We start from the raw sequence: 18,720 nt of genomic DNA, 5'->3' as shown, positions 1-18,720 counted from the left end.
GTGCTTCTCGGGGGGACAGGGGAAACAGGAAAAGCGCGGATCAGCGGATCAGCGCGTCCAGCGTGTCCGGCGCGACATGGCGGTCGAGGAAGTCGGCCAGGCCGTCGAAGACGGCGTCGAGCGTGCGCACCTGCGCGCCGAACAGCGCGCGCAGCACCGCCGGCGACTCGAACAGGCCGTGCGCGTACAGGCCCAGCACCGGGCCGCGCTGCCAGCCCAGCACCTCGCCGGCAGCGTTGCGCAGCGCCACTGCGGGCGCGGGCAGATCGGCGTGCGGCGCGGTGCGGCCGTGGTGGATCTCGTAGCCGTCGAAGCGCACGCCCGAGAGCGCGGCCCACGGGCCCGACAGCGCGGCGAAGGTGGCCTGCGTCGGCGCCAGCAGCTTGTCGGGCTCGAACAGCGTCACCAGCGGCAGCAGGCCCAGGCCGGGGCCGTTGCTCTCGCCGCCGGGCGAGTCGATGCCGTGCAGGTCGACCAGCGCCTCACCCAGCATCTGCAGGCCGCCGCAGATGCCCAGCACCACGCCACCCGCGGCCGCATGGCGCGCGATCGCCGCGTCGAGCCGCTGCGCGCGCAGCCAGGCCAGGTCGGCGCCGGTGTGCTTGGAGCCGGGCAGGATGATCCAGTCGACGCCGTCCAGATCATGCGGATGGCGCGCCCAGCTCAGCCGCACGCCGGCCAGGTTGCGCAGCGGCTGGAACTCGTCGAGGTTGCTCAGGCGCGGATAGGCCACCACCGCGACGCGCAGCGGGCGTGCCGCCGCGGAGGCGCCGGTGCTGCGGTCGTCGAAGACGCCGTCCTCTTCCGGCAGGCCGTGCTCGCGCCACATCGGCAGCACCGCCAGCGTGGGCACGCCGGTGAGCTGCTCGAGCATCTCCGGCCCCGGCGAGAGCAGGCCCGCGTCGCCGCGGAAGCGGTTGAGCACGAAGCCGCGGATCAGCACGCGCTCCTCCACCGGCAGCAGCTGGTGCGTGCCGTAGAGGTGCGCGAAGGCGCCGCCGCGGTCGATGTCGGTCACCAGCAGGCAGGCGGCCTCGGCGGCGCGCGCGGTGCGCATGTTGACGTAGTCGCTGGCGTGCAGATTGATCTCGGCAGGGGAGCCAGCGCCTTCGATCACGACCAGATCATGCTCGGCCTGCAGCGAGGCCAGCGCCTGGCGCGCATGCGGCCACAGCGCCTCGCTGCGCCGGCGCCACGGCACCTCGGCCAGGTCGCGGCGCACCTCGCCCATCACCACGACCTGGCTGCGGGTGTCGGCCTCGGGCTTGAGCAGCACGGGGTTGTGGCGCACCTCGGGCACGGCACGCGCCGCCAGCGCCTGGAAATACTGCGCGCTGCCGATCTCGCCCATGCGCCCGTCCGGCGCCGGCACGACCCGCGCGTTGTTGCTCATGTTCTGCGCCTTGAACGGCGCCACCCGCAGACCGCGCCGCGCATACCAGCGGCACAGCGCGGTGGCCAGCCAGCTCTTGCCCGCCCCGCTGGTGGTGCCCAGCACCATGATCGCCTTGCCTGTCATCGTCCTGGTGTCCTAGTAGGTCGACAGCGACTGGAAGCCCGACTGGCGCACCGTCGGCACGAAGGTCGACTCGCCGATGACCTGGCGCCAGACCTGCGACAGCGCCTGCTGCGAGGGCGGCGCCTGCACGCTGACGCGCACCCAGCCCGGCAGCCCCATCGAGCTGCAGTCGCGCAGCTTCACGCCCATCGCGCGCAGCTCGGGCAGCAGCCGCGCCGGGTGGGCCGGATCGTCGGCGGCCTGCCCCGACTCGTCCCAGCGGCCCCAGCGCGCCAGGTAGAAGGGCGTGACGCTGGCCTGGCAGGTCCAGCCGAGCCGGCGGTGGCAGATCTCGAGCTGCTGGCGACGCCAGCTGCGCAGGATGTGCAGGCTGGCGCGCACCCAGGACTGGGCCTCCTCGCCGGCCCAGGCGCTCAGCATCGCCACGCCATGCACGCCCAGCGGCCACGACGGCGCCAGCCGCTCGAGCTGCAGCACCAGCCAGTCGACCAGCTCGGCGGTGACCGGGTCGCGCTCCGGCGCGATCGCGTAGGCGCCGCGCACGCCCGTCAGGCCGAGCGCCTTGTTCGGCGACCACAGCTGCCAGGCCTGCGGCGACAGCGCCGGCGCCTCGCCGTCCAGGCGCAGCGGCGCGTAGGCGCGGTCGATGACCAGCACCGAGTCGGTCGGGTCGAACAGCGGCGCCTCGCGCGCATCGCCCGCCGGGCTGCCCGGCTCGGTGTGCCAGATCAGGTAGGGCGGCACCGTCGCGTCGATCTCGGCCGCGCGCAGCGGCAGCAGGCCCAGCGCCTGCGCGGCCGCCGCGTATTCGCCGTAGGCATAGTCGGGCACCTGCACCCGTGCGCCCGGCTTGAGCATCGCGATCGCCAGCGTCATGCGGCGGATGAACTCGCTGGCGCTGGCCGCGATGACGATGCGCGCCGGATCGACCCGGTGCAGCTGGCCGAGCTGGCGGCGCAGCGCGGTGAAGGTCGGATCGGGATAGCGGCGCGCGTCGACCTGGCGGATCATCTCCAGCGCCATCGGCGCCGGCCCGCAGGCGTTGGCATTGGTGGAGAAGTCCCAGCGCGGCACGCCATGCGCGTCGGGTCCGCCGTGGGTGCTCGCCAGCGCGAGCGAGAGGTCGTTGTCGTCTTGAGGCGTCATGAATCAGAGCGGCCCCCCGGCCAGCCGTGTCAGCGTGATCAGCGCCCCGCCCCCCAGTCCCCCCGCGAGCACGCCCGTACAGATCCGCGCGGCCGACCGGGCCAGCCGCAGCGCCCGGTCCAGGTCCGCGGCCTCGGGAGATCGTCCTGCGGCGTGCAGAGCATAGACGCCCGGCTTGCGCAATCTGACATCCAGACGTAACGCCATCGCGCCCATCGGCCAGCCGCCGTTGGGCGACGGGGTGCATGCGGCCTCGCGGGCCAGCCGGGACCATTCGCGCGGACGCCAGGCCGGGCGCAGCAGCAGCGCGGTCAGCCGCGCGGTCGGCCAGGACAGCAGGTCGTCGGCATGCGCGGCCCACTTGCCCGCCCATTCCCAGCGCCCGCGGTAGCCCCACATCGCGTCGGCGGTGTTGGCGAAGCGATACAGCACCGCCCCCGGCAGCCCGGCCAGCGCGAACCAGGCCAGCGGCGCCACCACCGAGTCGTTCAGGTTCTCGGCCAGCGTCTCGATCGCCGACTCGCGCACCTCGCCGGCGTCGAGCCGCGTCACGTCGCGGCTGACCAGCCAGGCCAGCCGGGCGCGCCCGGCCTCGAGCGACTGCGCCAGCGCCGCTTCCACCGCGGCGACCTCGTCGCACAGCATGCGGCAGGCGAACAGCGGCTTGAGCGCCAGCGCCAGCAGCACGAGCGCCACCGGCCCCGGCAGCGCGAGGATCCAGCGCTGCAGCGCCCAGGCCGCACCCGCCAGCGCCGCCGCGATCAGCAGCCACGACAGCGCGCCGCCCGCGAAGGCCGGCGCCGGCGCACGATCGCGCCAGAAACGCCCGACCGGCCCGAGCAGCCGCCCGAGCCACGCCACCGGATGCCAGCGGTCCGGCGGCTCGCCGAAGCGGCGGTCCAGCGCCCAGGCCAGCAGCAGCGCGCCGGCCTGCAGCAGCGGCCAAGGCCAGGGCGAGCCCAGCAGCGCGGTCAGCGGCTCCGGCAGCGGCATGGCGATCAGTCCTCGATGCCGCGCTGCGCCGGCACGCCGGCCTGGTAGTGGTGCTTGACCAGGCGCATCTCGGTCACGGTGTCGGCCAGGTCGACCAGCTCCTGCGGCGCATTGCGCCCGGTCAGTACCACATGCACATGGGCGGGGCGCTCGCGCAGCGCCGCCAGCACCGGCTCCAGCGGCACCCAGCCGTAGCGCAGCGGGTACATGATCTCGTCGAGCACGACGAGGAAGTGCTCGCCGGCGCGGATCGTCGCCTCGGCGCGCGCCCAGCCGTCGCGGGCGAGCTGCGCGGAATGCTCCAGATCCCTGCTCTTCCAGCTGAAGCCGTCGCCCAGGCCCTCGATCGGCACGCCGAGCTGCTCGAACATCCGGTGCTCGCCGAAGCGCGCGCTGGGCACCTTCATGAACTGGTAGATCTTCACCGGCCTGCCGCGGCCGTGCGCACGCAGCGCCAGGCCGAAGGCGGCCGTGCTCTTGCCCTTGCCGTCGCCGGTGTGGACCAGGACCAGGCCGCGGCGCTCGCCCTCGGGGGCCTGGCGCTCGCGTTCGGTCGGCGGGTTCTCGATCTGCATCTCGTGTCTCCTGGATCAGGCGGGAAAGAAAGCGGAAGGTGGCGGAGACGGGCCCGTCACAGCCGCGGCAGCACGACCCACTGCACCATGTCGGGCGCGTCGCTGCGCGGCACCGACTCGATCCGGATCGCGCCGCCGAAGACCTCGACCAGCGTGCGCTGCACCAGCGGATCGCCCGGATGGCCGACCGCATGCACCTGGCCGGCGGCCATCACCACCAGCCGGTCGGCCGCCAGCGCCAGGCTCAGCTCGTGCAGCACGCTGACGACGGTGCGGCCCTCGTCGCGGGCCAGCGAGGCCATGCGGCGCACCAGCGCGATCTGGTGCGGCGGGTCGAGGTGGGTGGTCGGCTCGTCGAGCAGCAGCACCGGCGACTGCACCGCCAGCGCCCGTGCCAGCAGCACCCGCTGGCGCTCGCCGCCGGAGAGCTCGCCCAGCCGGCGGTGGCGCCAGGGCACGCAGCCGGTGTCGGCCATCGCACGCTCGACCGCGCGCTCGTCCTCGCGCGAGGGATGCCCGAAGAGGCCGACATGCGGCAGGCGCCCGAGCCGCACCACGTCGTGCACCGTCAGCTCGCCCGAGGCATCGCCCTGCTGCGCCAGCCAGGCCAGGCGGCAGGCACGCTGGCGCGGCGACCAGGCCGACAGCACATGCCCGTCGAGCCGCACCTCGCCGCTCTCGAGCGGCTGCAGCCCGGCCAGCGCACGCAGCAGCGTCGACTTGCCGGCGCCGTTCGGGCCGACCACCGCGGTCCAGCCGGCGTCGAACTCCAGGTCGATGCCGCGCACCACCACCCGCTCGCCCAGCCGCACCTGCAGCCCGTGGGCGACCAGCATCGGAGGACGCACCGGCACCGGCCCCATGTCAGTGGTCCTCGCGGCGCTGCAGCAGCCACAGCAGGTAGAGCCCGCCCAGCACCGCGGTCAGCACGCCCACCGGCAGCTCCTGCGGCGCCACCAGCCAGCGCGAGAGCACGTCGGCCAGCGTCAGCAGCGTGCCGCCCATCGCGGCGCTGGCCATCAGCCGGTAGCCGTGCGTGGCCTGCACGCAGCGCCGCACCAGGTGCGGCGACACCAGGCCGACGAAGGCGATCATGCCGGCCTGCGCCACCGCGGTGCCGGTGGCCAGCGCCATCAGCACCACCATCATCAGCCGCAGCTGCGGCAGCGCCAGGCCGAGGCTGGCGGCGCTGTCCTCGCCCAGCGACAGCGCGTCGAGCACCCGCGCCAGCCGCCAGGCCGGCGGCAGCACCAGCGCCAGCGCCAGCAGCAGCAGCGCGCACGAGGGCCAGCCGAGAAAGCCGGTCGTGCCGAGCAGGAAGGCCTGCTTGCCGCGCAGCGCCTCCGGCGCCAGCGTGGTCAGCAGGTCGTTGATCGCGCCGAGCACCACGCCGACGACGATGCCCGCCAGCAGCAGCCGCGTCGTGCGCGCCGCCCCGCGTGCCAGCGACAGCGTCAGCGCGACGCCGGCCAGCGCGCCGGCGAAGGCGGCCGCCACCAGGCCGAAGCGCGACATCCAGCCGATCGCGCCCAGCGACAGCGAGCCGGCCGACAGCACCAGCACCACGCCGAGCGAGGCGCCCGCGGCCGAGCCCAGCAGATAGGGATCGGCGAGCGGATTGCGGAACAGCCCCTGCGCGATCGCGCCGGCCAGCCCGAAGAGCGCACCGGTCAGCCAGGCGCCGAGCGTGCGCGGCAGGCGGATCTGGCCGATCACCAGACCGGCCGAACCGTCGTCGACCAGCGCGACCAGCCCGTGCAGGCTCATGCCGTCGCTGCCGACCAGCAGCCCGGCGACCAGCGCCAGCATGGTGACCAGCGCCAGCGCGCGGGCCAGCAGCCGACGACGACGCATTTCCTGCTGGCTCATCTCTGCTTCAGCGCGCCCAGGCAGTCGGCGATCAGGTCGGCCGCCTCGCCCAGGCGCGGCCCCGGCCGCACCAGGGTGTCGTAGCGCCCGTCGGCGAAGGCGCAGGTGCGCCGCGCCTGCAGCGCCTGCAGCGCCCCCCAGCCGGGGCGGCGCGGCATGTCGGCGATCTGGCGCTCGACGGCCATGACGACGTCCGGCTGGGCTCGCACGATGAATTCCGGGTTGAGCTTGGGAAACGGCCCGAGCTCGGCGGGCACGATGTTGATCAGGCCGAAGCGCTGCAGCAGCTCGCCGATGAAGGAGGCGCGGCCGGCGCCGTACGGCGCGGAGTCGACCTCGAAGTAGACGCTGCGCCCGCGCCAGGCAGCCGGCGCCCGCGCCACCGCGCGCTGCACCTGCGCATCGATGCGCGACCACAGCGCAGGGCCGTCGGCCGGGCGGCCCAGCAGCGTCGCCACCGTGGCGACCATGCGGCGGGCCTCGTCGGCGGTGCGCGACTCGATCACCACCACCTTCAGACCGAGCGACTGCAGCCGCTCGACCGCGCGGGTCGACGGCGAGGCCAGCACCACGTCCGGACGCAGCGCGACGATGCGCTCGACCTGGGCGTCGTCCATGCCGCCGAGCCGCGGCAGGCGCATCACCTCGGCCGGCCAGTCGGAATAGCGGTCGGTGCCGACCAGGCGGTCGCAGGCGCCCAGCGCGCAGACCGTCTCGGTCAGCGAGGGCATCAGCGTGACGATGCGCTGCGGCGGTCCGGGCAGGCGCAGCTCGGTGCCGCGGTCGTCGTGCAGCGTGACCGGCGCGGCCGCCGCCGCGCCGGCGAGCATCAGGCCCGCCAGCAGGCCGACCCGCAGGAGCGTCCGCCGCAGCCCGCCGCTCACCGCCGCACCGCCATCTCGAGGCCGGCCACCATCAGCGTGACGCGTGTGCAGACGGCGGCGACCTGCTGGTGCAGCCGGCCCAGCGCATCGACGAAGTGCCGGGCCTCGCGCGACAGCGGCGCCAGGCCCAGGCCGATCTCGTTGGAGACCAGCACCACCGGGCCGGGCGCCTCGGCCAGCGCCGCGGCCAGCGCGTCGCTGGCCGCCTGCCAGCGCGCCGCGTCGGCCGGCTCGCCCTCGAGCGGCATCAGCCAGCGGGTGGTCCACAGCGTCAGGCAGTCGACCAGCACCAGCGTGTCGGGCGCGGCATGGCGGCGCAGCGCGGCGGCCAGGTCGAGGCAGTCCTCGTCGGTCGCCATCGCCGGCACCCGCTCCAGGCGGTCGAGGCGGTGGCGCTCGATGCGCTCGCGCATCTCGCCGTCGCCGCCCAGCGCGGTGGCCAGCAGCACCGCGCGGCGCCCCGGGGCGCCGGCCAGCCAGCCGGCCGCGCGCAGCTCGCCGCAGCGCGACTTGCCGCTGCGCTGGCCGCCCAGGATGAGCTCGGTGTCCGGACCTGTCGTCATCGCGCGATGATCGCTCACGCTCAGCGCGGGCTGTAACGCAGCGTGACGTAGAGCTCGCGGCCGGGCTGGTTGTAGCCCCAGGCGGTCTCGTACTGGCGGTCGAACACGTTGTTCAGCCGCGCGCCCAGCGACCAGTCGCGCTGGAACTGCCACTGCGCATGCAGGTCGGCGACGGCATAGCCGGCCAGGCGGCGGGTGTTGGCGACGTCGTCGAAGCGGTGGCTGTAGGCCTGCATCGCGGTGCCGACCGTCCAGGCGCCCAGCTCGACATCGGCCGACAGCTTGGCGTCGTTGCGTGCGCGGCGCTGCAGCAGATTGCCCTGGCTGGTGCTGCCCTCGGTGTCGTTGCGCGGGTTCATGTGGTCGACAGCGGCCGACAGGCGCACCGGACCGAGCTGGCCGTCATAGGCCAGCGTCACGCCGTGGCTCTGCGCATACGGCAGGTTGACCGGGTTGGCGCCCTGGGTGATGTAGCCGCGCATGCGGTTGCCGAACACGGTGGCCGACAGCTGGTGCGCCCCCTGCACGTAGCGCAGGCCGATCTCGGCGTGCTTGCCCTTCTCCGGCTCGAGCCGCGGGTTGCCGTAGGACGGCCAGTAGAGCTGGTTGAAGCTCGGCGCGACGAAGCTGGTGCCGGCCTGCGCGGTCAGGCGCAGCGCCGGGGTCAGCGCATAGCCGTAGCCGAGGTTGCCGGTGGTCTGGTCGCCGTACTGCGAGTTGGCGTCGTGGCGCACGCTGGCCTGCACGGTGTGCGCGCCGACGACGGCGTTGTAGCCCAGCGCGACGCTGCGGATGGTGCGCTCGGTGATGTCGTAGTCCTGGGCCGGCTTGGACACCTTCTGCGTCAGGTGCTCGGCCACCAGCAGCAGCGAGCCCACCGGCAGCGCGAAGGTGTTGTCCCAGCTGATCTGCTGCTGCACGGTGGCGATCGTGCCCAGGTCGGTCCACGGCGAGGCCGAGGCCATCGTCTCGTAGTCGTTGGCGCTGCGCGCGACACGCAGCTGCGTCGTCCAGCCGGACAGCACCTGGCCGGTGGCATCGACCGAGGCGACCTGCGTGCGCAGGCGGGCCAGCGAGTCGGCACCGGGGCCGTCGTCATAGGCCGAGCGGGCCTCCGACTGCAGCAGCCGGGCGTTGAGCTGCCAGCCCTGCGGCAGGCGCAGGCCCAGCTGCACGCTGCCGGCGTTCTGGTTGAAGCCGTCCGGATCGGCGTTGTGGCTGCCGTAGAGCACGCGCTCGTTCGTCGACGAGAAGCCGCGGTTCTCGGTGTGCACCAGCTGGACGGCGCCGTTCCACAGGCCGTCGTCGAAGCTCAGGCCGCCGCTGCCCTGGGCGTAGGCATGGCTGCCGGCCGTCAGCGAGCCGTTGCCGCGCAGGCCCTGGCCGGGCTGGGCGCGGCGGGTGAAGACCTGCACCACGCCGCCGACCGCATCGCTGCCGTACAGGCTGGCCAGCGGGCCGCGCACGATCTCGATGCGCTCGATGTCGCCCAGCGGCAGGTTGTCGAAGTCCGGCGTGCCCAGCGTCGCCGAGCCGTAGCGGACCCCGTCGACCAGCAGCAGCACATGACGGGCCTCCAGGCCGCGCACGAACAGCGAGCTCGACTTGCCCTGGCCGCCGTTGGAGCTGAACTGGATGCCGGCCTGCTGCGCCAGCACCTCGGAGAGCGTGCGGCCCGACTGGACCGCCAGGTCGTCGGCGCTCAGCACGGTGACGTCGGCGACGGTGCGGTCGACCTGGACCGGCGTGCGGGTGGCGGTGACGACGACGGCCGGCAGCGAGGCGGCGGCGGTCGCCACGGCAGGTGCGGACTGGGCGGCGGCGACCAGCGGCAGGCACGACAGGACGGCCGCGGCCAGGGCGGTGGCGCGCAGGCGCGGTTCGGGCAGACGGCTGCCACGGGACAGGATGGACATGGGAGGAGCGGATGGTCGTCTCGTGCACGCCAGCTTCCCCGCAGGCGCCGCACATCACGGCCTGTCGCGCCACGGCAGTCGCGGCATCGTCAGGCCCCCCGTTGGCCGGTATCCGGGCTGTCGGACGAACCTTCCGCGACCTTCCCGGCATCGCAGTGACGCCAGTGGTACCGTGCGCAGAAGGCAGAGAGCCGCGAGGCTCCCGTCCGCTTACCGTTGCGGGGGCAGCACAGGTTGGGCCGACCCGGCGGGTCTCGACCTTCCTGTTTCCCGTTTAACCCGACCGCCGTGACTGGCGGCACGAGCACCAACAGCGTGAATTGTAAACGTTGCGGCAGCGCACCACTACAATCGGACGGGGAATCGGCGACCGCCTGTCGCGTCCGAGCCAAACCCGAGACCGCCAACACCGCAGCGCAATGTCCACACTCGAAGACCTCGCCGACCGCGCCGAACGGCTGATCCTTCGTCACGAAGAACTCAAGCGCATCAATGCCCAGCTCGAGCAGCAGCTCACCTCGGTGGCCGCCGAGCGCGACAACCTGCGCTCGCGCCTGGCCGCCGCGCGGGCGCGCATCGACGCGCTGATCGAGCGGCTGCCGGCCGGCGATGTCGACACCCATGACCGCGGCGCCTCGGGAGGCGGGGTATGAGCATGAAGCAGATGGAAGTCAGCATCATGGGCCAGAGCTACGTGCTGGCCTGTCCGGACGGCGGCGACGCCGTGCTGGCCGAGGCGGTCACCCGCGTCGACCGCGAGATGTGCGCGATCCGCGATGCCGGCCGCGTCAAGGCGCGCGAGCGCATCGCCGTGCTGGCGGCGCTGAACATCGCCTACTCGCTGAGCGAGCAGCGCCGCGCCGGCGGTGCGGTGCTGCCGCTGACCCCGCCGCCGCCTCCCCCGCCGCCGCCGATCCCGATCGATGTCGACGGCCTGGTCAACCGGCTCGAGGCGGCACTCGGTCCGGAGGGAATGCGGCTAGAATGACACCTGTCCGTCGCGTTCGCGGGGGTCTTATATTTCCTTGAACCGATGCTCTTGCGAGCCCGGGCTTGGAACATTGGCCGGCTGGTGCGATCGTCTCGCGTCAGATGAACCCGAAGCCGTTCTGACCTTGCCCCCCTGAATCCCCTGGGTTCAGGAATGCGGCCTTCGGCTCGCGGCGGACACCCCCTCCTCTCTCCTTTCCCCCTTCCTCCGACCATGCCCATCGACCTCCCGCTGGTCGCGCAGCTGCTCGTGCTGGGCGGCTGCACCGGCTTTCTCGCCGGGCTGCTCGGCATCGGCGGCGGCATGCTGATCGTGCCGTTCATGACGCTGATCCTGTCGGCACGCGGCGTCGAGTCGGCGCTGGCCGTCAAGATGGCGATCGCGACCTCGATGGCGACGATCATGTTCACCTCGGTGTCGAGCGTGCGCGCCCATCACCGCCGCGGCGCGGTGCGCTGGGACCTGGTGCGGCAGATCGCGCCCGGCATCGTCGTCGGCGGGCTGATCGCCGGGGCCGGCGTGTTCTCGGTGCTGCGCGGCACGACGCTGGCGCTGGTGTTCGCGGTCTTCGTCGCCTTCTCGGCCACGCAGATGCTGCGCGGCCGCCAGCCGGCCGCATCGCGCCAGATGCCCGGTCCGGCCGGCAGCCTCGGCGCGGGCTCGCTGATCGGCTTCGTCTCCGGGCTGGTCGGCGCCGGCGGCGGCTTCATCTCGGTGCCGTTCATGACCTGGTGCAATGTCCCGATGCACCAGGCGGTGGCGACCTCGGCCGCGCTGGGCTTCCCGATCGCGCTGGCCAACACCGTCGGCTACGTCGTCGGCGCCTGGTCGATGCCCGCGCCGCTGCCGGGGGCGCTGGGCTGGCTGTGGCTGCCCGGGCTGGCGACGATCGCCTGCGCCAGCGTGCTGACCGCCCCGCTGGGCGCGCGCACCGCCCACGCGATGAACGTCGCACAGCTCAAGCGCGTCTTCGCGCTGGTGCTCTACCTGCTCGCGCTGTACATGGGCTGGAAGGCGCTGGGCTGACCGGGTCCCGGGGCCGGCGCCGGCCCCCGATCAATCGATCACTCGATCACTCGATCACTCGATCGGCACCGCCTCGCCGAGCCGGATCGACGCCAGCGCGATGCGGTTGCCGCCGCGCAGCCGCGCGTCGCCGAGCGCCCGCACCGCCGCCTGGCTGAGCTCCGACAGGCTCGCCGCGGTGTGCGGGAAGCTCGCGATGCCGATCGACACCTCGAAGCCCAGGCTCTGGCCGTCCTGCACCACCACCTGCGTGGCGCAGGCGCGGCGCAGGTGCTCCATGCGCGCATGCGCGGTCGCCAGGCCCACGCCCGACAGCAGGATCGCGAAGCGGCCGTCGCCGAGCTGCGACAGCACGTCCATCGCCCGGGTGTTGGTGCGCATCAGGTGGCCCATCACCTCGACGACACGCTGCACCGCGGCCTCGCCGCGGGACTGGCGCAGCGCCTCGATGCGGTCGATCGCCAGCAGCACCAGCGCGAACTCGCGGTGCTCGCGCTGCGACAGCGCGGCCTCGCGGCGCAGGTGCTCCTCGAAATGCTCGCGCCGGAACAGCTCGCCCGGACGGTCCAGGCCCTGCTCGTGCTGGCGGCGCATCGCCTCGAGCGCCTGGTGCTGGCGCTCGATCTGGCCGAGCGCCTGCTGCAGCTGCTGCGCCTCGCGGCGCAGCACCGTCACGTCGCGCCACAGCGTCAGCAGCCGGCGCTCGCCGTCGGGCTCGGTCAGCACCCGGCGCACCGCATGGAACTCGACGCGCCGGTCGCGCCCGCCCTGCTCGAAGACATGGTCATCGACCGAGACCGGCCCGGCCGCGGCCAGCGCCCGCAGGTCGGCCGCCTGGATGGCGTTGGCGGCCGCCTGCGGCAGAAGCTCCAGGTCGCTGGCGCCGCCGACCGGGCGCTCGTCCCCCACCCAGTCGCACCAGGCCGGGCTGGCCCAGAGGTAGCGCCCGTCCTCGGCGCGCTTGAGCGTGACCATCGCGCCGTCGACGCGGATCAGGTCCAGCAGTCCGGCGGTGAGTTCGGCGGACGCGACGGCGGCGTCGGGCGGCAGGTCGGCAAGGCTCATCCGGAGATGATAAGCAGCCCCTCGCCGGTCCCGACAGGAACCGGGGCTGCCGCGGCCGGATGCCGCGTGAATCCGTCACCGCCCGGGCCGACCCCTCGCTCAGCCCATCAGCATCTGCATGCTCTGCTCGTACTCGTGGGTCAGCGCGTCGAACAGCTCCAGCAGCGACTCGCTGCTGGCGGCCAGCGTGACGCGCGCGCCCTGCTGCGCGCCGGCGCGCACCGCGGCGAGCATGTCGCGCCAGGTGGCCTCGGCCCGCGCCAGGCCGTCGCGGATCAGCGGGGTCGACAGCGGGATCTCGCGCAGATAGGCCAGGCCGCGCTCGAAGGCCTCGGCGGTCGGCGCCAGGTCGACCGGCAGCGGCTCGCCGGCCGCCACCGCCGGGCCGCCGCGCAGCAGCGCCAGCTTGGCCAGGCGCTGCGCGAGCATGCGCTGGCGCCCCGAGACGTTGATGACATGCAGCGACGGCGCCAGCCCCGCATTCTCCAGCGCCTGCGTCAGCCGGTCGGACAGGTCCAGCAGCCGCTCGGCCTCCTGGTCGAGCAGCGCCACCCGCGGCGCCACCGGCGCGCTGCCCAGGCTCGAATGCACCGCGCTCCAGGTCTGCTGCACCGCATCGAGCAGGTCGCCGAAGGTCGGCCGCGACAGCGTGCGTCCCAGCACCGCCAGGCTCTGCTCGACCTGCGTCACCGAATCGGCCAGCAGCGCACGCGAGCCGGCCGACTCGACGCCGGCGGCCGCCAGCGCATAGAGCTTGACGATGCGCTGCGACAGCATGCGCAGCCGCCCGGACCGGTTGATCGCCTCCGCATAGTGGGCCGAGTCGATGACCTGCTGCGAGACCTGGCCGATGCGCTGCTTCGCATGCATCGAGGCCGAGCGCAGCAGCCGGAAGGCCTCGTCCTCGCTGATCTGGCGCGCGCTCATCAGGATGCCCTTGGCGCGGTCGACCAGCTTGCGCTCCTCGAAGCGGCGCTTCAGGTCGCCGAGCTCCTCGCGCATCTGGCGCACCTGGCGGTGGCGCGCCGCGGTGAACTGGATCAGCGGGCGCAGCCGTCCGGCCGCATAGCCGTTGACCACCCAGCCGTCGATGCCGGCCGCGATCGCGGCCTCCATCGTCTCGGCGCGCACGTCGCTGGTGAAGACCAGCACCGGCGCCGGCGCGGCCGACTCGAGCAGCCGCGCCGCCTCGAACAGCTCCTCGCCCGGGTGAGGCTCCCAGACGACGACCATGTCTGGTGCATGACGCACCGCTTCGCGCACCATGCTGGCGCATGTGCAGCGGGCACAGACCTGCAGTCCGTTGGACTCCAGGTCGGTCACGAGGGTCGGCGCATCGGGCTGCGCAGGGGCCACGGCAAGGATCTTCAGCACGGCGGGAATCCGGTGGGAGGACAGGAATGGACAGGATCGTTGTAGGCATGCTGCGGGCATCGGCACGAAGGCGGCCCGGCAGTCGTCCCCCTCATCTAGCAGACCTCAGGCCAGCCCCGCCGCCCGGCCTGGATCCGGGGCGTCGCAGGCATGACGCTTGCTTGGATTCGCGAATGGTCGCGCAGCCGCGACCGGCCGGCCCCACCGCAGGGCCGGGCCCGACCCGATGACGGGCCGGACCGTGTCACCCCGTGACACCTGCGTCCCGCAGGCGCGCATGCCTTGTGCCGCCCCGCTCCCCCTAGCTGACGCGACCCCATGACCGACTTCAAGACTTTCCTCAAGTCGGGGCACTGGCCGACCCTGGCCGCCTCGTTCCTGTACTTCGACTTCTGCTTCGCCATCTGGGTGCTCAACGGCGCGATGGGTCCGTTCATCAGCGAGACCTTCCACCTGAGCGCCGCCGAGAAGGGCTTCATGATCTCGGTGCCGATCCTGGCCGGTGCGCTGATGCGCTTCCCGCTCGGCATCCTGGCGCAGTACATCGGCCGCAAGAACGCGGCGATGGTCGAGATGAGCCTGATCATGGCCGCGCTGGCCTTCGGCTACTTCGCGGTCGACACCTACGACGAGGTGCTGGCGATGGGCGTGCTGCTGGGCATCGCCGGCGCCTCCTTCGGCGTGGCGCTGTCGCTGGGCTCGGGCTGGTTCCCGCCGAAGTACAAGGGCCTGGCGATGGGCATCGCCGGCGCCGGCAACTCCGGCACCGTGCTGGCGGTGCTGTTCGCGCCGCCGCTGGCGACGAAGTTCGGCTGGCAGACCGTCTACGGCCTGGCTGCGTGCACGATGGTGCTGCCGATGCTGGTGATGTGGTTCGCCGCGAAGGAGCCGCCCGATGTCGAGCACCAGACCTTCCGCGAGCACATCTCCTGCCTGTTCGAGAAGGACGGCTGGGCCTTCAGCCTGATCTATGTCGTGACCTTCGGCGGCTTCATCGGCCTGTCCAGCTTCCTGCCGACCTACTTCTACGACCAGTTCAAGGTCACCAAGGTCGAGGCCGGCCAGCTGACGATGCTGGCCACCGTGATGGGCTCGGGCGTGCGGGTCGTCGGCGGCTACATCTCCGACCGCATCGGCGGCATCAACACGCTCAGCGGCGTGCTGGTGCTGGTGGCGATCACGCTGGTGGCCTGCGGCCTCGCGGGCACCTCGCTGCCGGTGACGACGCTGCTGTTCATGCTGTGCTTCGCCGCGCTGGGCGCGGGCAACGGCGCGCTGTTCCAGCTGGTGCCGCTGCGCTGGCCGCTGTCGACCGCGGTGGCCGGCTCGATGATCGGCGAGGTGGGCGCGCTGGGCGGCGGCTTCATCCCGAACGCGATGGGCCTGTCGAAGCAGCATGCCGGCACCTACCTGTGGGGCTTCGTGGCCTTCGCGGTGCTGGCCGTGGGCATGCTGGCGATGCTGCGCATCGTGCAGATCCGCTGGACCCGCACCTGGGCCGAGAAGGGCGGCCGCGCCCGCACGGCCCCGACGACCGTCGGCACCTCGCCGGCCGGCGCCCGCCGCGCCGCCTGAGGAGACCGCCCGCGCCGGCCCTGCCGATCAGCTCGGCAGGATTCACCGCGGCAGGAACAGCAGCCAGATCACCAGCATCAGGTTGAAGCCCAGCGAGATCACGCAGGTGACCTTCCAGGCCCAGGCCGGGTCGCGCCGCACCAGCGGCGTGGACGCCGGCGCGTTCAGCGGCCTGGATGCGCCACGCTCGAGCGCCAGCGCGAACTCCTCGGCGGTCTCGAAGCGCTGGCGCGGATCGCGCGCGATCGCCTTCATCACCACATGGTCGAGCCAGATCGGCACCTCCGGGCGCAGGCGCGAGGGCGCCACCGGATCGCGCCGGAAGCGCGCGGTCTGCCACGGCTCGATCTCGCCATAGGGCAGCCGGCCGGTCAGCCACTGGTAGAGCGTCACGCCCAGCGCGAACAGGTCGCTGCCGGTGTCGGCCGGCCGGCCCTCGGCGCCCTCCCACTGCTCCGGATTCATGTAGCTGGGCGTGCCGGCATGCAGCGTGCGCGTGGACGCCGGCTCGCGGCCCGACACCGCCACGCCCAGATCGAGCACCCGCCACTGGCCGTCCTCGCCCAGATGCAGGTTGCCGGGCTTGATGTCGCGGTGGATCACCCCAATGCGGTGCAGCCGCCCGAGCGCGCGGCACACCGCCAGCCCGCCCTGCACCACCTCGGGGATCGCGAAGCGCCGCGCCTGCTCGGCCAGCAGCTGCTCCAGCGTGTGGCCGCTGTGCCAGTCGAAGACGGTGTAGAAGGCGCTCGGCGCGCGGACCTGGCGCACCCGCACGAAGCCGGGCGCGCCGCTGTCGGTCACCTGCAGGCCCAGCCAGGCCTCGTGCGCCAGCATCGCCTGCTCCTCGCGGTCGCTGGCGCGCGACTCGTGCAGCGTCTTGATCGCCACCAGCTCGCGGCTGGCCGGATCGCGCGCCTGGTAGAGCCGGTGCACGCCGGTGTCGGCCACCAGCGCGGTGATGCTCCAGCCGTCGAGCACGTCGCCGGGACGCATGCGCGGCGGCACCGGCAGCTGGCGCGCCTGCAGCAGCGTGTCCTGCAGCCGCACCGGCTCCAGGCCCAGAACTTGCATGACCAATGCCGTGACGTTGTCCTGACTGCCCGCTTCCAGTGCGGCCTTGACGATGGCCTCGCTGGCGATCTGCGCTGGCGTGGCCGCCAGCAGGCCGCGGATCTGCTCGGGCCGGAGCACGCCATGCACGCCATCGGTGGTGAGCATGAAGATGTCGCCGGTCTGCAGCTCGCCCTGGAGGTAGTCGGCGCGCACCGCCAGGTCGAGGCCGACCGCGCGGGTGAGCTGGCTGCGGAAGTCGGGATGATCGATGGCATGGTCCTGGGTGAGCTGCTGCAGCTCGCCCGCACGCAGCAGCCAGGCCCGGGTGTCGCCGACGTGGGCGACCGTCCAGGTGTGGCCCTGCAGGGCCAGCGCCGTCAGCGTGGTCAGTCCGGAGGCACGATCGCCGCCGGGGCCGCCACGGCGTCGGTTGTGGTCGGCGAGCCAGGCGTTCTGGGCGCCGATCAGGCGGTCAAGGACGACCGTCGTCTCCCAGGTGGCCGGTGCGGCATGGAAGTCCTGCACCAGGCTCATCACCGTGGTCTGCGCGGCCTCGCGCCCCAGGCCGCCGGCCGACACGCCATCGGCCACGGCCGCGATCAGGCCGCGACCCGGCTCCTGCGCACCGGCGCGCACGGCAGCGGCGAAATCCTCGTTGTGTTCCCGCACCCCGCTGGCGCTGGTGTGTCCGATGTCGACGTCGAAGCTCATGCGTCGGCATTGTGGATGGGAACACGACTCATTCCACTGAATTTTTGCGTCCTTCCTCATGGAGGGACGGCCACCAGGAGTCCGCAATGCCCAGGATGAAGCTCGTGATGGTCGGCAACGGCATGGCCGGCGTGCGCGCGCTCGAGGAGCTGCTGAAGATCTCGCCGGATCTCTACGACATCACGGTGTTCGGCGCCGAGCCGCACCCGAACTACAACCGCATCATGCTCAGCCCGGTGCTGGCCGGCGAGCAGACGCTCGACCAGATCGTGCTGAACCCGCTGTCGTGGTACGCCGAGCACGGCATCACGCTGCACGCCGGCGCCACCGTCACCGCGATCGACCGCGCACGCCGCCAGGTCCGCGCCGTCCGCGCCGACGGCACGACGGTCAGCGCCGGCTACGACCGGCTGATCCTGGCCACCGGCTCGACGCCCTTCATCCCGCCGGTGCCCGGTCACCGGCTCGAGGGCGTCATCGCCTACCGCGACATCGCCGACACCGAGACCATGATCGAGACGGCGCGCACCCGCCGCCATGCGGTGGTGGTCGGCGGCGGCCTGCTCGGCCTGGAGGCCGCCAACGGCCTGAAGCTGCGCGGCATGGAGGTCACCGTGGTGCATCTGGGCGCCTGGCTGCTCGACCGCCAGCTCGACGAGACCGCCGGCCGGCTGCTGCAGCAGGCGCTGGAGGCGCGCGGCCTGCGCTTCGCGCTGCAGGCGCAGACCGAGGCGCTGCTGGGCGACGCCGAAGATGGTCAGGCCGGCCGGGTGCGCGCGCTGCGGCTGAAGGACGGCCGCGAGATCCCGGCCGACCTGGTGGTGATGGCGGCCGGCATCCGGCCCAGCACCACGCTGGCGCGCGAGGCCGGCCTGCTGTGCGACCACGACGGCCGCGGCGGCATCCGCGTCACCGACACGATGCAGACCGTGACGGACGCGCGCATCTGGGCGGTGGGCGAATGCGCCAGCCACCGCGGCATCGCCTACGGCCTGGTGGCGCCGCTGTACGAACAGGGCCGCGTGCTTGCCGGCCACCTCGGCCAGACCGGCGTCGGCCGCTACACCGGCAGCCAGACCGCGACCCGGCTGAAGGTCACCGGCATCGACCTGTTCTCCGCCGGCGACTTCATGGGCGGCAGCGACAGCGAGCAGATCGTGCTGGCCGACCCGGCCGCCGGCGTCTACCGCAAGCTGGTGCTGCGCGACGGCCGTCTGGCTGGCGCCTGCCTGTACGGCGACACCGCGGACGGCAGCTGGTACTTCGACCTGATCCGCCAGGGCCGGCCGATCGGCGCGATGCGCGAGCTGCTGATGTTCGGCCGCGCCCTGGCCGAAGCGGCAGAGGCGGCAGAGGCGGCAGAGGCGGCCGAAGCGACGGCGCGTGCCGCGGCGCCGCGGCCTGCGCCCGCCGACACGCTGCTGGCCGCCTGAGCGCACCGCCCGCCCCGAACGCTC

General features: G+C 73.1%; 16 protein-coding genes, 1 other RNA gene, 1 pseudogene and 1 riboswitch. Of the genes and pseudogenes, 6 read left to right on the top strand and 12 right to left on the bottom strand.

The genetic code is table 11. The features are described 5' to 3' along the window. Window positions 1-40: 40 nt before the first annotated feature. The 9 genes from HNQ01_RS19995 to HNQ01_RS19955 are packed head-to-tail and all read right to left on the bottom strand — an operon-like array spanning window position 41 to window position 9,465. Window positions 41-1,519, bottom strand: coding sequence for a cobyric acid synthase (locus tag HNQ01_RS19995; RefSeq protein WP_173807276.1), 1,479 nt, complete (start codon window positions 1,517-1,519; stop codon window positions 41-43). A gap of 12 nt (window positions 1,520-1,531) precedes the next feature. Beyond that, window positions 1,532-2,665, bottom strand: coding sequence for an aminotransferase class I/II-fold pyridoxal phosphate-dependent enzyme (locus tag HNQ01_RS19990; protein WP_173807275.1), 1,134 nt, complete (start codon window positions 2,663-2,665; stop codon window positions 1,532-1,534). A gap of 3 nt (window positions 2,666-2,668) precedes the next feature. Then, on the bottom strand, window positions 2,669-3,658 hold the full coding sequence (gene cbiB / locus HNQ01_RS19985; RefSeq protein ID WP_173807274.1) for an adenosylcobinamide-phosphate synthase CbiB: 990 nt from the start codon (window positions 3,656-3,658) through the stop codon (window positions 2,669-2,671). Window positions 3,659-3,663: 5 nt separating this feature from the next. Next, complete coding sequence (gene cobO, locus HNQ01_RS19980; RefSeq protein WP_173807273.1) at window positions 3,664-4,233, bottom strand: cob(I)yrinic acid a,c-diamide adenosyltransferase; 570 nt, start codon at window positions 4,231-4,233, stop codon at window positions 3,664-3,666. A gap of 56 nt (window positions 4,234-4,289) precedes the next feature. Beyond that, entirely contained in the window at window positions 4,290-5,096 is an 807-nt protein-coding gene (locus HNQ01_RS19975) for an ABC transporter ATP-binding protein (RefSeq protein ID WP_173807272.1), read from the bottom strand. A 1-nt stretch (window position 5,097) separates the two neighbouring features. Beyond that, window positions 5,098-6,102 carry a FecCD family ABC transporter permease gene (locus HNQ01_RS19970; RefSeq protein WP_173807271.1) on the bottom strand — a complete coding sequence of 335 codons (1,005 nt, stop codon included), beginning with the start codon at window positions 6,100-6,102 and terminating at the stop codon, window positions 5,098-5,100. Then, a complete protein-coding gene (locus tag HNQ01_RS19965) occupies window positions 6,099-6,986 on the bottom strand; it encodes an ABC transporter substrate-binding protein (protein WP_353621745.1) in 888 nt (295 codons plus the stop codon). Before HNQ01_RS19965 ends, HNQ01_RS19970 begins: the two co-directional genes overlap by 4 nt. After that, on the bottom strand, window positions 6,983-7,549 hold the full coding sequence (locus HNQ01_RS19960; protein ID WP_173807270.1) for a bifunctional adenosylcobinamide kinase/adenosylcobinamide-phosphate guanylyltransferase: 567 nt from the start codon (window positions 7,547-7,549) through the stop codon (window positions 6,983-6,985). Before HNQ01_RS19960 ends, HNQ01_RS19965 begins: the two co-directional genes overlap by 4 nt. Window positions 7,550-7,569: 20 nt before the next feature. After that, window positions 7,570-9,465 (bottom strand): TonB-dependent receptor domain-containing protein, encoded by a 1,896-nt coding sequence (locus HNQ01_RS19955; RefSeq protein ID WP_173807269.1) that lies wholly within the window; start codon window positions 9,463-9,465, stop codon window positions 7,570-7,572. 86 nt (window positions 9,466-9,551) lie between these two features. Next, window positions 9,552-9,792, bottom strand: a riboswitch (cobalamin riboswitch). A 92-nt stretch (window positions 9,793-9,884) separates the two neighbouring features. On the opposite strand from HNQ01_RS19955, the gene HNQ01_RS19950 reads away from it, so the two are divergent. The 4 genes from HNQ01_RS19950 to HNQ01_RS19940 all read left to right on the top strand — a co-directional run bounded on the left by HNQ01_RS19950 (window position 9,885) and on the right by HNQ01_RS19940 (window position 11,482). Continuing rightward, window positions 9,885-10,118, top strand: a complete 234-nt coding sequence (locus HNQ01_RS19950) for a DUF904 domain-containing protein (protein ID WP_173807268.1) — start codon at window positions 9,885-9,887, stop codon at window positions 10,116-10,118. A gap of 2 nt (window positions 10,119-10,120) precedes the next feature. After that, window positions 10,121-10,453: a cell division protein ZapA gene (locus HNQ01_RS19945; protein ID WP_173807303.1), complete on the top strand. Its 333-nt coding sequence runs from the start codon at window positions 10,121-10,123 to the stop codon at window positions 10,451-10,453. A 1-nt stretch (window position 10,454) separates the two neighbouring features. After that, window positions 10,455-10,639: non-coding RNA, 6S RNA (ssrS, locus tag HNQ01_RS22665), on the top strand. A 30-nt stretch (window positions 10,640-10,669) separates the two neighbouring features. Then, window positions 10,670-11,482, top strand: coding sequence for a sulfite exporter TauE/SafE family protein (locus HNQ01_RS19940; RefSeq protein ID WP_173807267.1), 813 nt, complete (start codon window positions 10,670-10,672; stop codon window positions 11,480-11,482). Window positions 11,483-11,536: 54 nt separating this feature from the next. Here HNQ01_RS19940 and HNQ01_RS19935 read toward each other — a convergent pair whose 3' ends face one another. Together HNQ01_RS19935 and HNQ01_RS19930 are read right to left on the bottom strand one after the other, a co-directional pair. Beyond that, complete coding sequence (locus tag HNQ01_RS19935) at window positions 11,537-12,547, bottom strand: GGDEF domain-containing protein (RefSeq protein ID WP_173807266.1); 1,011 nt, start codon at window positions 12,545-12,547, stop codon at window positions 11,537-11,539. Between the two features lie 99 nt (window positions 12,548-12,646). After that, a complete protein-coding gene (locus HNQ01_RS19930; protein ID WP_173807265.1) occupies window positions 12,647-13,921 on the bottom strand; it encodes a type IV pili methyl-accepting chemotaxis transducer N-terminal domain-containing protein in 1,275 nt (424 codons plus the stop codon). A gap of 318 nt (window positions 13,922-14,239) precedes the next feature. On the opposite strand from HNQ01_RS19930, the gene HNQ01_RS19925 reads away from it, so the two are divergent. Further along, complete coding sequence (locus tag HNQ01_RS19925) at window positions 14,240-15,496, top strand: MFS transporter (RefSeq protein ID WP_173807264.1); 1,257 nt, start codon at window positions 14,240-14,242, stop codon at window positions 15,494-15,496. Window positions 15,497-15,538: 42 nt separating this feature from the next. On the opposite strand, the gene HNQ01_RS19920 is transcribed toward HNQ01_RS19925, so the two are convergent. Next, a complete protein-coding gene (locus HNQ01_RS19920) occupies window positions 15,539-17,263 on the bottom strand; it encodes a bifunctional protein-serine/threonine kinase/phosphatase (protein ID WP_173807263.1) in 1,725 nt (574 codons plus the stop codon). Between the two features lie 86 nt (window positions 17,264-17,349). On the opposite strand from HNQ01_RS19920, the pseudogene HNQ01_RS19915 reads away from it, so the two are divergent. Next, window positions 17,350-18,639: pseudogene (locus HNQ01_RS19915) on the top strand (NAD(P)/FAD-dependent oxidoreductase); the annotation flags it as partial. Window positions 18,640-18,720 lie beyond the last annotated feature (81 nt).

Source organism: Sphaerotilus uruguayifluvii, assembly GCF_013294065.1.
Classification (GTDB): domain Bacteria; phylum Pseudomonadota; class Gammaproteobacteria; order Burkholderiales; family Burkholderiaceae_C; genus Sphaerotilus; species Sphaerotilus uruguayifluvii.
Note: the sequence above shows the minus strand (reverse complement) of the source record. Positions and strands in the feature narration are given on the sequence as shown.